Genomic DNA, 16,588 nt, shown 5'->3' on the forward strand with positions numbered 1-16,588 from the left:
AATGTATACTATTTTGAGCCTCTGCTGAGAACCAAAATCTGCTTGACCCCATTAAAATTATTTGTTGAAAGCTGAATTTTATTGCTTCTATCAATCGCACCAACATAAATCAAATGCTTTTCGGCCAAAATTGATTTAACATGTTCTGAATTTTTCAAATTTGCCTCACTGATATGCTCTCCAACTTCAAGAATGTTAAATTCGGAACCTTCGGCAAATGCCAATTCCGAAAATAAGCTCTCAAGATTTTTTTGAAATGATAATTGGGCAATATATCTGGCTGCCAATTGATGGGACAACACAGTACTAACTTGATCAGTGTGCTCTCTAATCAACTGTTCTACAGTAGGATCCCCAAGAAGCGTAATAATTTTTGACTTGAAGTCAATATTTTCATTTTTGATATTTGCCAAAATCAAGGAAATCCTGAAAGCTAAATCATCTTGCAAGTTAATCACTATGTTTTCATGGTTTGAATGGACAAGAGAGTTTAGAAAATCCTTTTGAAAATAATCCTTTTCTGAATCAAAAACATGGTGAGATTTATTGAGGTTTACAAAGCTGTTGTAATCTATGAAGTCTTCAATGTTTCCAATTGGCCAAGTATTGCCAATGACCGCAATATCTTTGGAAATGAGCTCACTAGGAGCACATATTTCATTCATATCTGCAACTTTTTGCTTAACCAGATGAGGTTGATAATTTAGCGATTTGATATTTCCTGTCAAAAAAATCAACCAATCGTCATTTCCCAAATTTTCACTAAATGGACATAGCTGAACATTTAGCCTACCTTCTTTGGCTCCTGAAAAACCAATCAAGCTTCCACCTGAGAACGACATAAGAAGTTCATGAAAACTTTTTCCAATCAGATTCCTTGCCTTCTTGAATCGCTTTGGATCTACAAAATGAATTCTCGCCCCAGCAAATGAAAGTGTTTCATAGAAAATATTGTAGTAACTCATATCTACCATTGCCCTAGACATCACGCTCCCAATCACATCACTTGGAGTAGTGACTGCAAACAAATTCCCTACTTTAGATGCTGTCAAAAGTTTGGCTATCTGACTACTTTCCTTGTTTGCAGAAAGCTCCAAAAGACATTTTACAGGTTGATTCGCCAAATGCCTGTCATTAAGGTAATTAAAAAACTTTTTGTTGTTGACAAGATTGGTAAGAAGCTTGAGGTTAAAATTATCTGCCTCCAATGTCGAAGTGGTGTTATCGGGTAGCAAAATCACTAATCCTAAGGCTTGAAAGATCCCTTGTCGCTGATATGTCTGAAATGACAATAAATCTCCTTGTCTTAAATAAATTTGAAGATTTGGCCATCTTCCCTTATCCATTTCCAGCCTAAAGCTAGTTACTGTGTTCGTATCTGGAAATAATAACACGACACGCTGTTTTTTTCTGTCTTGAAATGATTTGATATCAAATTCATCCAATATCATTGGCAACTTGATATTGTAATTGACAAAAAGAATATGTCCTTTTTTGTTAAATGGCAAAGTACCGCTTTTGATTTTCTCTATCAATCCAATCAATGCTGCTGACAAAACAGAGATGATAAATGAAAACAATACTAAACCCAACAAAACTTGAATCAACCCAAAAACAAGTTCATTCTTCAACTTCAAATTTGCATAACTCGATGGGTCAGCGAATAACCTGTAGCTCATTGAAAGATCACCGATCAAAACTGACATTCCGAAAATAAGAATCGCACTTACCAGAAAAATTGCTGTTAACTGAACCCAAACAGAAGATAATGCAAAACCATCTAAGGTAAATACTCTGGCTATTTTCCTGAAAAAGGAATTGATCTTATACCACATGAATTGAATTACTCAAAATTTAGAGGTTCAAGATAGGCATAGACCAATAAATAAACAAAGCCAAGGGGATGTAGAAAAGAAGATAATCTCTATTAGAGTGTTTATAACTGCCATTTTACACACTTTGAACTAAGGTCAAACTTTTTTTGATAGGATCTAACAACTTAAAGTATGTGATAATAAACACCAAGAGTATTTATTGAATAATGGTCAATATCTGAAATCAATGATTTTTGTCAATTTCATTGCTCTGGGAAGGATATGGTTTAGATTTGGTTTGTGAGGACACAAACCAAGGGAAGGAGCTTAGTATTGATTGGTTTGTGGGGACACAAACCAAGGTAGAAGGTATATACCATAAAAAAAGCCTCCTTGGGTTGGGAGGCTTTTCTTATGAAGTATTTTGGCGAAATTAATTTCCTTCTGCTTTGTTCATTCTTTTGAATCCTCTTCTAAATGGCCAAGTGTATTCCAATGCTTCCAATCCCCTATTCAAGTTCATTGTTGAGCTATCAAGATTAACAAATGTGCTCTTCAAAGTATTATTGAATTCTGCATCATTGAGCAAAGTACCTAAAGCATTATCAGAACTGTTTAATTTGTTGGTAACAGTATTTAGGTTGTCTGTCATCTTTTGGGCATTTTCAGCAGTTCCTTGTAGGTCTGTGACGGCGCTTTGAAGTTTGCTATACAATTCCTTGTCAGTAGCAAGATCGTTGAATAGCGTCCCTTCTTTGTTGAGATTTGCAGAAAAGGTAGTCATGTCAGCAAGCATTCTATTACTTTTCACAGAAGTACTTTCCAAGTTGAGTAGGATATTCCTGAAATTGATGGCAAGTGTGCTATCCGTCAAAACTGCGCCAATGATACCTTCACCTTCAGCAATTTTCCCAGTGAGGATTTTCAGGTCATTGGTGATTGAAACCAGGTTGTTATTATTTTCTTGAAGAGTTTCCATCATTTTGTCCGTGTCTAGAGGCATTTCAGAGATTAACCTATCACCACTTTCGACCACAGGTGCTTGAGTAGTACCGCCATAGATTACAATAATCTTATTACCAATCAAACCATCCGAACTTATTGTAGCTTTAGAGTCTTTACGAATATATTCTTTTGATTTATCTTCGACATTCATTTCGATCTCTACTTGCGAGTCTCCGTAAAAGTTAATCTTCTTGACAGTACCGATTTTCACACCTGAAAACCAGACATTATTTCCTGTCTGCAAACCAGCTACATCATCAAAAACCGCTTTCAAGCTGATGCTTTTCACAAACCTCTTTTGCTGACCACCTAAAGTCAGGATAGCGGCTACCAAGATTGCAATACCAATCAGTACAAACACGCCAACTAGGACAGATTTCTTATTATCGTTTCTCATTACTTAATGAAATTATAGTCATAAAATGATTTTATTTTTGGGTCTGAGGCATTTGTGAATACTTCATCAAAAGTTCCAATTGCTTCAAATTGACCTTCTATCAATACTGCCATTCTATCTCCTGTTACCTTGGCACAGGTCAAGTCATGGGTAATTACGATAGAAGCAGTGTTATACTCTTCTCTTACTTGATTGATCAAATTATTGATATCAATACATGTCGTGGGATCGAGACCGGCTGTAGGTTCATCATATAGCATGATTTCAGGTTCCAAAATCAAAGTTCTAGCTATACCTATCCTCTTTTTCTGTCCGCCTGACAATTCGGCTGGCATTTGGTTGATTGTTTTGGGAAGTCCCACAGAATCCAATAGTCCTTCGACCTTCATGTTGATTTCCTTTCTTGTCAGGTTCTTGATATTTCTTGTTAGAGGAAATTCCAAGTTTTCTCTAACTGTCATACTATCGTACAAAGCAGAAGCCTGAAAAGCAAAGCCGATTTTCAGACGAAGCTTATTCAATTCTTTAAGCGTAAGATTTGAAGTGTCTTTGCCTAAAATCTTTATTGTGCCTTCATCCTGCTTCAACAAGCCAACCATCAATTTAATTAAAACTGACTTTCCAGAGCCAGATTTACCTAAAACTACTAAATTTTCACTTTTATATAAATCAAGATCTACTCCTCTTAGCACATGGTTTTCGTCAAAAGACTTCTTAAGCCCATTGATCTCTACTACTTTACTTATTTCTTCATTATGCATAACGTATTGCATTTACAATTTGAAGCGCCAATAATTCTTCGATAAAAATTAAAAACATGGACATCACCACAGAAGCATTTGCTGCTTTCCCTACACCTTCTGTTCCATTGGACGAATTGTACCCTTTATAACAACCGACGATTCCTATGGTGAAGCCAAACACAAGCGATTTGATCAGCGAAGAGAAGACGTCTAAAAATGAAACAGCTTCAAAAACCTGAACAAAGAATGTAGAAAGGCTGACCAATTCATTTTGGTTGACATTGATAAACGAGCCAATCAAAGCAACAAAATCCGTATACATTACCAAAACAGGTATCATTAGCGTAGTTGCGATGGTACGAGTTATGACCAAATATTTAAATGGATTGATAGCCGACACTTCCATTGCATCTATTTGTTCTGTTACTTTCATAGAACCAATTTCTGCTCCAATGCTAGAACCCACCTTACCTGCAGCGATTAAAGCTGTGACTAAGGGCCCCATCGCACGAATAATTGCTATAGAGATCAAAGCCGGTAGCCAAGATGCTGCACCAAACTCAGCCAAAGACGGACGAGATTGGTTAGTGAAAACTATCCCGACAATGAAGCCAGTCAATGATATCAAAGGCAACGACCTGTATCCGATTTCATAACATTGTCTAAGAATCTCTTTGAATTCGTAAGGAGGAAACCATACCTCCTGAAAAAACCTCTTTACAAATCTGAAAGCATTTGCCAATCCAATGAAAAACTTATCAATTTTTTTTGAAATGACAGGTTTATTTCTTGCAGTAATTTCTGACATAAGAATTAAATATAAAGCTCTAAAGTAATCAATTTTAAATCACAAATGATGATTTTTCATTTAAGCAAATCTTCTATGATATCTATACCCAACGGCTTTATCAAAAAGCCTTTCACCAAATCAAATTCCTTACTTTTAGCCAAGTCCTCAGGATCCATTGATGAACTAAGCATATTAACATCTATCTTAATATTCTTTTGATTTAGCAATTCCAAAAACTCCCAACCACTCATCTCGGGCATATTGATATCAAGCAAAAGCAAGTCTGCAGTTTCAATCTCAAGCCAATTTAATGCCGAAAATGGATCATCGAAAAATACCAACTCTAAATCAGGCTTGATTTTGATTATATTTTTCTTGTTGATCATATGCTGGATTTTATCATCATCAACAAAAACTATTTTATTTATCTCTTTTTGCATAGTCTCAAAATAAAGCCTCGACTTAAACTATTCTGAATTCTAATTGGGTGTGATACTATCATACGGAAAAACACTAGTCTCAGATCTTTCCAGGCATAGTAAATCTGGTATCAACAAAAGTAAGATTTTATCCATAGTTGTGGCAATTCTGACTTAAAAAACATTTTTAGATTAACCTAAACTTTTTAGATAAGACATATTTAGTCTAGGCTAAATTTATCATATTTTATTATTTACCAATTACTTAGATGCATATATCTAAATATAAGATATAGATTCAATTTTGCTGTTAATTTTTTGTAAAATAAAAACTATCAACAATTGAATCTTTTCCACCAAGGGTGCTTTTTATAGATTTAAATTAAGATTTTGACATGCTTCCATGCGATTTGAATGTTAAAATAGCGTTATATCAAACACCTATATCAAGCTGTTTTCTTCAATACTCCGCTGCCCTCCCCTCTTTCGATTCTTGAAAAATTTGATAAACAATTATCTTGTAAAGGGAGATTTTACCCATGTTAGTTTTAAAAAATTCTTTAACTTGCCCTCTTTAATTGCGTTGAAAATGATCCAAGATAAAGATAAAGAACCATTAGGGATTCGCCGAAAAATAATGATGGCCTTATTATTTTTTAGAGATAGATTTGATCTACATGAAGGAAAAGAAGATGAATTAGAGACCATAGACTATGTTAAGAAAAACATAGAATTCAAAGGTGCCAATCTTTGGATCTTGATATTTGCAATCTTTGTGGCTTCTGTGGGATTGAATGTAAATTCTACAGCAGTCATCATTGGTGCCATGCTAATATCCCCCCTAATGGGACCTATTATGGGGATAGGAATGGCCGCAGGAATCAACGATTTTGAGTTACTTCAGCGATCCTTAAAAAATCTTGGAATTGCAGTTTTGATAAGTATCTTGACCAGTACAATTTACTTTTCATTTACTCCTCTCAATGAAGCCCAATCCGAATTATTGGCCAGAACAGAACCAAGTATCTGGGATGTACTGATTGCCCTATTCGGTGGCCTTGCAGGGATAGTCGCTGGTTCTCGAAAAGAAAAAAGTAACGCTATCCCTGGTGTCGCAATCGCAACAGCTTTGATGCCCCCACTTTGTACCGCTGGCTATGGCTTGGCGACTGGGAATTTGTATTACTTTTTTGGTGCATTCTATCTCTTTTTCATCAATTCAGTATTTATAAGTCTTTCAACTTACCTGATCGTAAGATTCATGAATTTCCCAAAGAAGGAATTTTTAGACCCAAAACGGGAACAGACTGTAAAAAGGTACATCACTATTTTCACACTTTTGACAGTGATACCGAGTGTGTACCTGGCGTATAATATTGTCACTCGGACTTTTTGGGAAAGAAGTGCCAAAGAATTTATCAAAACAGAAATGGACTTTCCTAGAACACAGGTTATCGCTAGCAACCTAGTGTATAATTCTGACAGCAGCGGAATAGAAATCTCCTTGATTGGCGAACGAATAGATGATGATGAAATCCAAAGACTTCAAAATAAACTTAAAGTCTTTAGTCTTAACAAAACACACCTCAAAATCAAACAAAGTGGTGATGGAGGAACTGATTTAAACATGTTGAGATCGGATATTCTGAAAGACCTTTATGAAAGAAATGAATTGTTGATCCAAAACAAAGATCAAAAGATTTCATTTTTGGAGAATGAGCTTTCTCAATATGCAGAATCTAGTAAACAGGTAATGGATCTCGCCAATGAAGCTAAAATCAATCATACTGGCCTGCAAAGCTTCTCATTAAACCGAGCCGTAGTAGCAGATGTGACACAAAACAAACAGGATACAATTCTGATGGCCTATGCCAAGTTTCGGCAGAAACCAAATGACCAAGAAATGAAACGGTTTCAGGAATGGTTAAAAATCCGAACCAAAGCGGATACGGTTTCTTTGATTATTCAGTAGAAGGAAGGGATTGTAGATTTTAGATTTTAGAAGGTAGATTTTAGATTTTAGAGGGTAGATTTTAGATTATAGATTTTAGAGGGTGGATTGTAGAGTGTAGATACTAGTACCAAGTACGAAGTACGATGAACCAAGGAAGCAAGGAAGCAAAAGGCTAACTATAAGGGGCGTAGCTCTGATTTCTTATTTGTAAATTATCTTTATGTATGATAGAATTCTACTAACCCCTATTCGACTAATCCCCTAATCAAAATTAGTTTAGAAGCTTAGGGTTTAGAAGTTTAGAAAAAGTATTAATAGAGAAATCCTAATCCACTAATCTCCTAATCAACTATTTTCCTTAAATATAACACTACGAGACATCTCCCAAGGTCGATGTGACAAGATTGAGTTCACTATTTCACTAATCCCTATTCGACTAATAACTAATCCCTAACCCCAAATCAACATGATGAAAAATCTAACACTAAGTTTTGCTTTTCTTGCTTTCATTTCGACAATCTCTTTTGCGCAAAATGCGGAATATGACTCTGCTCTGGTTAAAAAACTCGGTGCGGATGATTATGGCATGAAAACCTATGTGATGGCATTTCTTTTGGCTGGGGATCGGGTAAATGAATATTCACAAGAAGAGAGGCAAGAAATCCAAAAAGGTCACATGGCAAACATCAACAAACTTGCAGAAGAAGGTAAACTAGTATTGGCAGGACCTTTTATCAATGGCGGAGAAAAAAGAGGGATCTTTATCTTTGATGTTTCTACTAAATCAGAAGCAGAATTGCTTACAAATACTGACCCGGCTGTTCAAGCAGGTGTATTAAAAATGGAGTTGATTGAATGGTATGGATCTGCAGCTTTGGGAATGCTAGGAGAGATTTATCCTAAACTTCAAAAAGTAAAATTCTAGCAACAAATATCAAATTTAATTGAGACAAAACAGAGATTGTTTTGCATCTTCAAATATATCAATCGATTGCATATATTTTTTTTCTCTAATCGTCCATGTAATTCCTCAAAATGCTTTTTTTGACTCATTTATTGGCTTAATTTCGATTTGATGGATTCAAAATCCTACCTCAAATTTATAAATAAACCCTATCAATAAATGAAAAAGCTATTAACCCTATTATTGCTTTTGTGCATTAACTTCTGGACTTATGGGCAGAAAATCACCTCTCCAAATGGCCAACTTGAACTGAACTTTTCCCTGAATGATGGGAAACCTGAGTATGCTCTCGATTTCAAAGGCAAAGCGGTCATTCTACCGAGTAAGCTAGGGCTGAAATTGAAAGACAAACCTGACTTTATAGATGGTTTTGTTACCTACAACTCCGAAGATGACCAAGTAGATGAAACTTGGGAGCCAATCTGGGGAGAAGAAAAAAGCATCAGAAACCACTATAAAGAACTTTTGGTAACGCTGCATCAAGATGCGACACATCAACACAGGACATTGAATATCCGATTTAGGGTTTTTGATGATGGCATTGGATTTAGATATGAGTTTCCCTCACAGGAAAATCTAGCGCATTTCATCATTTCTGAAGAAAAAACCCAATTTGCAATGACTGGTGATCATACTGCATTTTGGATTCCTGGAGATTATGATACTCAAGAGTATGATTATATGGAGTCAAAGCTATCTGAAATAAGAGGATTGATGCCACAGGCCATCACAGCCAACGTATCTCAGACTTCATTCTCCCCTACCGGAGTACAAACTTCCCTGATGCTTAAAACTGATGATGGAATCTACATCAACCTACATGAAGCAGCTTTGATAGATTATGCCACGATGCACCTCAACTTAGATGATGAAAACATGATTTTTGAATCTTGGTTAACTCCAAATGCAAATGGTGATAAGGTGTACCTTCAAAGCCCCTCAGTGACTCCTTGGAGAACAATTATCGTGTCTGATGATGCTAGGGATATATTGGCTTCAAGAATCACTCTAAACCTTAATGAACCAAACAAAATTGAAGACACTTCATGGATAAGGCCAATGAAATATATCGGTGTGTGGTGGGAAATGATCACAGGAAAAAGCAAATGGTCATACACTGATGACTTCCCTGCGGTACAATTGGGAGTCACAGACTTTAGCAAGGCCAAACCAAATGGAAAACATGGAGCTACGACTGAAAATGTGAAAAAACACATTGATTTTGCAGCAGAACATGGATTTGATGGTGTACTTGTCGAAGGTTGGAATATAGGTTGGGAAGATTGGTTTGGGAATGCCAAGGATTATGTATTTGACTTTGTCACTCCCTACCCTGATTTTGATTTAGAAGGAGTAAGAGATTATGCCAAAGAAAAAGGTGTTGAAATGATCATGCATCATGAGACATCTTCATCTGTGAGAAACTACGAGAGACACTTGGACATTGCTTATCAATTTATGAAAGACAATGGCTACAATGCGGTAAAAAGCGGCTATGTGGGCACGATTTTACCATTTGGAGACAATCACTACAGTCAATGGCAAGTAAATCATTATCAATATGCATTGGAAAAAGCAGCTGAGTACCAAATCATGGTCAATGCCCATGAAGCTGTGAGACCAACAGGTATCAGTAGAACCTATCCAAATTTGATAGCCAATGAATCCGCAAGGGGAACAGAGTACCAAGCTTTCGGTGGATCCAAACCAAACCATGTAACAGTTTTGCCTTTCACACGCTTGATTGGTGGACCTATGGATTACACACCGGGGATTTTTGAAATGGATATCAGCAAATTGAATCCAGATAATAATTCTTGGGTGAACAGCACCATCGCAAATCAATTGGCACTTTATGTCACCATGTACAGTCCTTTGCAGATGGCAGCTGATCTACCAGAGCATTATGAAAAATTTATGGATGCATTCCAATTTATCAAGGATGTGGCTTTGGATTGGGAAAAAAGCTTGTATTTGGAAGCAGAACCGGGTTATTACCTAACTATCGCTAGGAAAGCCAAGGGAACCAATAATTGGTTTGTCGGAAATGTCAATGGAAATAAAAGCAGAACTTCAAGCATAAATTTTGATTTCTTGGATGAAGGAAAAAGTTACATTGCAACGATTTATGCTGATGCCAAAGATGCTCACTATAGGAATAACGCCCAAGCATACGAAATCAGAAAAGTCATAGTAAATAAAAAGTCTAAACTTTCACAACTAAGTGCTCCTGGAGGAGGCTTTGCCATCAGTATTATTGAAGGAAATAAGGAATCATTGAAAGGATTGAAGAAATTGTAATCCATCTGGGTGTAGTTCCAAACTACACCCAGATATTTTTAACGGCCACAAATCCCAATATATGGGCAGTATTTACATTTATCAAGGTTGTCCGTCTGTGAAAAAGGAATCTCTGGGTTATATAACTCTTCCAGCAAGGTTCTCAAACCATCTTCATACGCAGCTTTATAATCACGATAATCATTTACCTCAATTCCTGCTTTTCTTGGCTCCTTCTCTTGCAAGTAAGGATTGAAATCCTCCTGAAAAATCTCCTTGAAATTGAAAATTGCAGGTTTCAAGGATAAAGTATTCTCTGGATGAACTGCCTGAAAGAGCAATCCATAGTACAAAGTTTGCATTGCAGCTTTGTTTCTGTTTTTGTCATCCCTATCGAAAAGGCTTTCTATACTTCTAAAATCCTTTTTATCAGCACCTGACTTATAGTCAATTAATCTGATAACCCCATTATTCTCATCAACTCTATCTATCAATCCCTTGAGGGATATAGACATAGAACCATATGAGCCATCGATCTCAAATTTGGCTTTGTGGGAGGCTTCCATGGAAACAATCCTGATAGGAGCTGATGCTTCGTCTATCTCCAAGAGTCTGGACAAATATTTTTGTAAAACATCCCTTACAATTGCCATTTGACCACTTAGCTTGGTGTCTGCATTCTCTTCAAGGTGATAAAATTTCCTTACCCCCAATTCAATGGCTGGAAATATCCACTTTTCCTTCAACTCTTTGAAATCTTCCTTTTCCAGTATATCACGGTTTTTTCTTTCCTGAAATCCCTTATAAAGAAACTCCATGCTAAAATGTGCCAAATTCCCAAAAACCATGGCATCTATCTCCTCTTTCACTTCATCCTTTTCTTGGATACCTGCCAGATATTGAAGGTAAAACTTCAACCTACAATCCAAATAAACACTCAGTGCCGAAGGGGAAAAGGAAGTCACGGATTTTCCGTCAGGCTGAATGACATACCTGTCCAAAAGCTTCAGAACATCTTCATTTTTTTCAATATTGATCGCTTCAGTATTTTTGAGATCTATGGGAACATAGAAAACTTCTTCTTCAATGGATAATCCCATTTCGACCATCATTTGTTGGATATACCGACTCTTTTCCCCTGCTTTTCCCTGATCCGAGGCTGTGGTATAGATCATATGCACTTCTTCTGCGCTGTGCAGCAATCTGTAAAAAGTATAGGCATATATGGCGTCATTCTGCTCTTGAACAGGCAGACCAAAAGCCCTGCGGATATTGAAAGGAATCATCGAGTTCAAGCCCGCAGATGGAGGGAAACTATCCTCATTCATATTACAGATGATCACTCGCTTAAAATCTAAGTTTCTGGATTCCAAAACCCCCATCAACTGTAAGCCCTGAAGTGGCTCACCTTCGAAAGGCAACTTAACTTCGCGAAATACCTGTCTGAAGAGTCGGATAAAAAACTCAAGCTCGACTTGGATGGAGTTTTCATGTTCAAAAATGGCTCTCAGCCTATTCAATTGTTTAAAGCACTGATACAAATAAGATCTTTGCAAAGGTTCATCTTCCAGACTATTGGCCAATTCTTCTATCAAAGTCGAAACGTAAGCAAAAAGCTGATCAGAACTCAGTTTTTGGAAAATGAGTTTGAAAAATCCACCTCCTCCATGCAGGTCTTCTTGGCTGATGTATATTTGATTTTTTTCTTGAATATCTTTGAGCAAAAGGGCAGTATGTAAAGGATTCGCTGATTTTAGATAGATAGACGAGAGCAAGTCCTTGACAGGCTTGTGGTAAAATAGGATCTTCCCATCTTCCAACTTGGTAAAGCGCTGCATTTCCAAAATTGCCTCCAAAAATGCATATACAGGAGCATTTTTTACAGGATAGCCCATTGTGACATTGACTTTGTCAATATTTGTAGGCAAAGTATGCAAAATCGGAAAAAGCATTTGTTCATCAGGAAGAATCACTACAGTCTCTTCCCATGACTCCTGACCCGATACTTTTTCCAAAATCGAGCCTACCAAGTTTGCTTGGTTTGTTTTTAGTGGAGTTGCATAAATCTGGATATTTGCCTTTCTCGACTGAATTGTCTCTGAAATTGTTTCTGGGAAAGTTGGACCAAAAACCAAATCTTTCTGATAATCTCTAAAAAACAAGCCCGCCTCTTGGTTGACATCGTTGAGGTAATAGGCGTCAACATCCCAAAAGATCTCTGCTCCAAAGGATGTAATAAAATGCTTGATAAGTTTCTCCTCCGTAGCTGTGAAAGCATTGAATCCAATAAAAATGTATTTTTTATCGGGCTGAGGGATTTTATCTAAACTTTCAGCAACTTTTCTATAGAGTTTTCCTGAATAAGCCATACCAGAAACTTCCAAAGATGCCTGAAATGCTTCATATATAGGATTCAAAAGCTGCCAAAACTTAAGGAATTTTTCCTGATGACTTCTCTCCTGCTGATGAAAGGACGACCAAAACTGTTTGATCAATTCAATTTGACTTTCAGTCAAGAAACTTAAATCTGATTCAATTTCTTTGATTTCCGAAAGATGATGGTAAAGTTTCTTTGCTTCTGCCATAAACTGATCTACATCATTGAAATCCTTCAGCATCATTTCTCCCCAAAAATAAAACTTGTCAAAAGGCTCAGGTTCTGAATGAACAGTCTGATAAACTTTATACAATTCAAAAATCAATGTCAAATCATCAGCAGGTCTCTGACCTGCGTATTGATAAAATATATCTTCAATCGTCTTAATCTCCGGCATCCAAGTAGCTTCTTGAATTAGATTTCCAAGATGCTGGGTGAAGAATAGACCTGCCCTTCTATTCGGCAGAATAATGACCAAATCTTGAAGGTTAGCATGCTCTTCAAGAATCTGTGCGGCTGTATTTCTTAAAAAACTATGCATAAACTTCCTCTATTTCTCCAGTTTCCAAATAGCATAGATACCCTTTCGCAGGCTTACCACTCAACTTATTCACTAACTCCATATATTCTCTAACTTGTGTTTGGTGCTTTTTGTAAGCTTCTCCAGTTTTAAAATCTACCACCATGCAATGATTTTCCCCTACGATAATCCTATCAGGTCTTTTTTGCCTCCCTCCAGGAAGTAAAATCCCTTGCTCTGCAAGCAATAAGCCTTCAGTATCAAACCAAGAAGCAAAAAGGCTCTTGGAGAACAAGCCTTCCAATTGCAGTTCGACCTCCTTTTTTTCCTCTTCTGTCAATCTTCCATCAAAATAAAATGCGGATAGATTAACCAATGCTTCATCTTTGCTTTTTGAAATCTCTAATATTTCATGTACCATCAGGCCAAAATTCCGCTTTTTGCGTTGCTCTAATCCTTCAAGGGAAAAATCAACGGCATATTTTTTCACTTGAAGCAATTGCGTCCAATTCTGATAGGCCCATCTCAGATCTGGTGTTTTGACCTCTTTATTTTCCTTTTGTGTTGCAACAGGCCAATTTCCCATCTCAAAAACTTTACTTTCATTATCAAAATGCTCAGACAGACTTAATTCTCCGTCTTCGTCAATTGATGATGACAACAATTGCTGTAGCTGAACTTGAACATTATTCAAACTGTTGATTTTTTTCGTAAACGGTGCGATCCCTATAAAAACCTCTTCTGCTCGGGTCAATGCTACATAAATCATATTTAAACTGTCCAAATAGGCTAAAATAGCTTCTTCAGAGTAGGTTTCATGAAAGTCCGACTTAGCCAATGTACCATTCAATGTCAAAGGGATGATAGCTGAAACACCCTTTTCTGTGTCTTCAAAAGGTGACCAAACAACATTTGATTTTTTGAGGTCAAAAATGTCCCACTTCAAAAATGGCATGATGACTACCTTAAACTGCAAACCTTTGGATTTGTGGATCGTCAGAATCCGCATTGCATTGTGTCCTTCTGGAATTTTTACCGTACGCTTAGATCTATTTTCTTCCCACCATTCCAAAAAGCCAGACAAATCAGCTCTATTGTTGGAAGTGAAGTCATATATCGCTTCTTTGAATCCCGATATATAGGCTTTTTCTTGTCCAATTTCCTGTAGATCAAGAATGGCAATCAACTCTTCGAGCGCTTCCATTAATGGCAACTGCAGGAGTAAAACTTCCTTTTTTCCAAACTCTGCTACTTTTTCCTGAAGTGCTAGCGGAACTCTATCCAAAGCAAATAGCTCATGGTCTATCTTCGCATCCACCAAGATGGAGCGGTAATACCACATGGTTTTGAATTGTACTTGGTCATTAGGTTGATGTAAATACTTCAATCCTGCTTCGAGTGCTTTTACTGAGGCAGATTTGAACAGAAACATACTTTCATCTGACAAAACATCAAAGCTGTAATCTGGGTTTTCATTCTCTGCACCATATTGCATCAATGTATCGGCAATCGCTTCCCCTTCAGCTTTTCTCCTGACCAAGAAAGCTATGTCTTGCAAATCATATCCCTTGTCTTGCAATCCCATGACCATTTCTGGGAGTTTGGCCAATGCTAATGCATCAAATTTGCCATCTTCTTCAAGTTCTTGATCTTCTTCCAAGAAAGAAATCTGAACTTTTCCCTTGAAATCAGAAGTAGCTTTTCTCTGGGAAACATTTTGAAAAACGTCCTGATAAGCCTTTGATATTATGGATACATCTTCAGCTCCATACCTGGAACTGACTGTTTCTTCAAAAGCTTTGGGCATTTTCTTAAACAAGGCATTGTTGAAACTGATGATATTTGGAAGGCTTCTGAAATTAGTATCCAGGACTTGATTATCGATATTTTGCATACCGATTTCATCCTCTACTTGCTGCAAGAGCAACTTCATCTCCCCTCCTCTCCAGCGATAAATCGACTGCTTGACATCTCCCACCAGTAAATTAGTCTGACCTTGTGCAAGTGAATTTTCCAAAAGTGGCTTGAAACTCGCCCACTGAAAACCAGATGTATCTTGAAATTCATCTATCAAGTAATGCTTAAACTGATTGCCTACTTTTTCATAAATAAATGGGGCTTCATTTTCCCTTGTGATTTCCTTTAGGAATTCATTGGCATCAGAAATCAGCAACATGTTTTCTTCATCTTTTAGAAGGATAAGTTCTTCGATCATATTTCTGAAAATCCCAAAAACATAAACATTCTTCCCAATCGCTTCCAAAGTATTCCATTTGACTTCAAGAGGAATAAATTGCGCTAAAATCTGACCCAACCCTTGGTGGAAGGCTGAAATAATGGCATCCTTCCTTTTGCTGGTTTTGGCAAACCAACCAGCTTCGTCATGTACCAATAGGCTCTGATTATCAGTCAAACTTGGAATAGGGCTATTTTTATCTCCCAGTTGGTCAAACTTCAGTGCAAAAGACCTAGAAGATCCTGCAAACTCTACCCATTCCAAACCATTGCCAATTCTGATCTGATTGGCTTGGTTTTTCAGTACAAGGGCAATATCAATGATTTCTTTTTTTCTAAGGTTAATGAATTTCTGAAGTTCGGCAATGTTCTTTTTGTCTTTCAAAAACTCCCTGATCTCTGGCGCATATTTCTTGAAATCTTCCTGAAAAATCTGCCTCCCAAGCTCTTTGATATTTTTTCTTACATCCCAAGACTTTCCATTTTGAATCTGTTCTACTGCATAATCCACGAGCCATTTGTGGAGAAACTCATCCTCCATCACTTGTAGCATTACTTTGTCCACTACCCTATCCAAGACTGCATCTTGATCAAGTTCGACCTCAAATTTTGCATTGAGATCCATTTCTCTGGCAAATGCTCGCACTACTTTCTGGAAAAAGCTATCAATCGTACTTACAGAAAACCTGCTGTAGTCATGCAAAATTGCCGTCAAGGTTTGTGCTGCCCGTAGTTTCAATTGCTCAGCAGAAAGTCCAAGAGCTAGCATGATTTCAGAATCCATTTTTTCCTGCGGCTTCACCTCTTCTTTGAGTCGCTTGAGTTCTTTGATAATCCTTTCCTTCATTTCTTGCGTGGCTTTGTTTGTAAAAGTCACCGCCAAAATAGATCTGAAATTATCGGGATATTTGAGTGCCAGCTTGAGGTATTCCATGGTAAGTGTGTAAGTCTTACCGGAGCCAGCGGAGGATTTGTAAATGATAAAAGGTTTGCGTTCCATAATCGAAAATCAAGTTAGGCAAAACAAAGAGAATTTGAAGCGATAAAAAACAGATTGACAAAAATTGTCACAAAAAAAACTCTTCATATT

Annotated in this window: 10 protein-coding genes; 3 read left to right on the forward strand and 7 right to left on the reverse strand. The window is 37.1% G+C overall.

Going from position 1 to position 16,588, the window contains the following annotated elements:
• Positions 1-8: 8 nt before the first annotated feature.
• From MM213_RS14185 to MM213_RS14205, 5 genes are all read right to left on the reverse strand, one after another.
• Entirely contained in the window at positions 9-1,835 is a 1,827-nt protein-coding gene (locus tag MM213_RS14185; RefSeq protein WP_241413256.1) for a hypothetical protein, read from the reverse strand.
• 412 nt (positions 1,836-2,247) lie between these two features.
• A complete protein-coding gene (locus MM213_RS14190) occupies positions 2,248-3,216 on the reverse strand; it encodes an MlaD family protein (RefSeq protein ID WP_241413259.1) in 969 nt (322 codons plus the stop codon).
• Positions 3,216-3,977 (reverse strand): ABC transporter ATP-binding protein, encoded by a 762-nt coding sequence (locus MM213_RS14195; RefSeq protein ID WP_241413261.1) that lies wholly within the window; start codon positions 3,975-3,977, stop codon positions 3,216-3,218. The genes MM213_RS14190 and MM213_RS14195 overlap by 1 nt, the downstream gene beginning before the upstream one ends.
• Complete coding sequence (locus MM213_RS14200) at positions 3,970-4,767, reverse strand: MlaE family ABC transporter permease (protein ID WP_241413263.1); 798 nt, start codon at positions 4,765-4,767, stop codon at positions 3,970-3,972. Before MM213_RS14200 ends, MM213_RS14195 begins: the two co-directional genes overlap by 8 nt.
• A 56-nt stretch (positions 4,768-4,823) precedes the next feature.
• Complete coding sequence (locus MM213_RS14205; protein ID WP_241413265.1) at positions 4,824-5,189, reverse strand: response regulator; 366 nt, start codon at positions 5,187-5,189, stop codon at positions 4,824-4,826.
• A 568-nt stretch (positions 5,190-5,757) separates the two neighbouring features.
• Between MM213_RS14205 and MM213_RS14210 the strand changes: the two genes are divergently transcribed.
• The 3 genes from MM213_RS14210 (at position 5,758) to MM213_RS14220 (ending at position 10,387) form a co-directional block, all read left to right on the forward strand.
• Positions 5,758-7,140: a TIGR00341 family protein gene (locus MM213_RS14210; protein WP_241413267.1), complete on the forward strand. Its 1,383-nt coding sequence runs from the start codon at positions 5,758-5,760 to the stop codon at positions 7,138-7,140.
• 448 nt (positions 7,141-7,588) lie between these two features.
• Positions 7,589-8,047 (forward strand): YciI family protein, encoded by a 459-nt coding sequence (locus MM213_RS14215; protein ID WP_369413931.1) that lies wholly within the window; start codon positions 7,589-7,591, stop codon positions 8,045-8,047.
• A 198-nt stretch (positions 8,048-8,245) separates the two neighbouring features.
• On the forward strand, positions 8,246-10,387 hold the full coding sequence (locus MM213_RS14220) for a glycoside hydrolase family 97 protein (protein ID WP_241413269.1): 2,142 nt from the start codon (positions 8,246-8,248) through the stop codon (positions 10,385-10,387).
• Between the two features lie 38 nt (positions 10,388-10,425).
• Here MM213_RS14220 and MM213_RS14225 read toward each other — a convergent pair whose 3' ends face one another.
• Positions 10,426-13,284, reverse strand: a complete 2,859-nt coding sequence (locus MM213_RS14225) for a PD-(D/E)XK nuclease family protein (RefSeq protein WP_241413271.1) — start codon at positions 13,282-13,284, stop codon at positions 10,426-10,428.
• The gene (locus tag MM213_RS14230) at positions 13,277-16,498 is read right to left on the reverse strand and encodes a UvrD-helicase domain-containing protein (protein ID WP_241413273.1); all 3,222 of its coding nucleotides are present in this window, start codon (positions 16,496-16,498) and stop codon (positions 13,277-13,279) included. The genes MM213_RS14225 and MM213_RS14230 overlap by 8 nt, the downstream gene beginning before the upstream one ends.
• Between the last annotated feature and the right edge of the window lie 90 nt (positions 16,499-16,588).

Origin of the sequence: Belliella alkalica, from assembly GCF_022549785.1 — a bacterium.
Taxonomy (GTDB): Bacteria; Bacteroidota; Bacteroidia; order Cytophagales; family Cyclobacteriaceae; genus Belliella; species Belliella alkalica.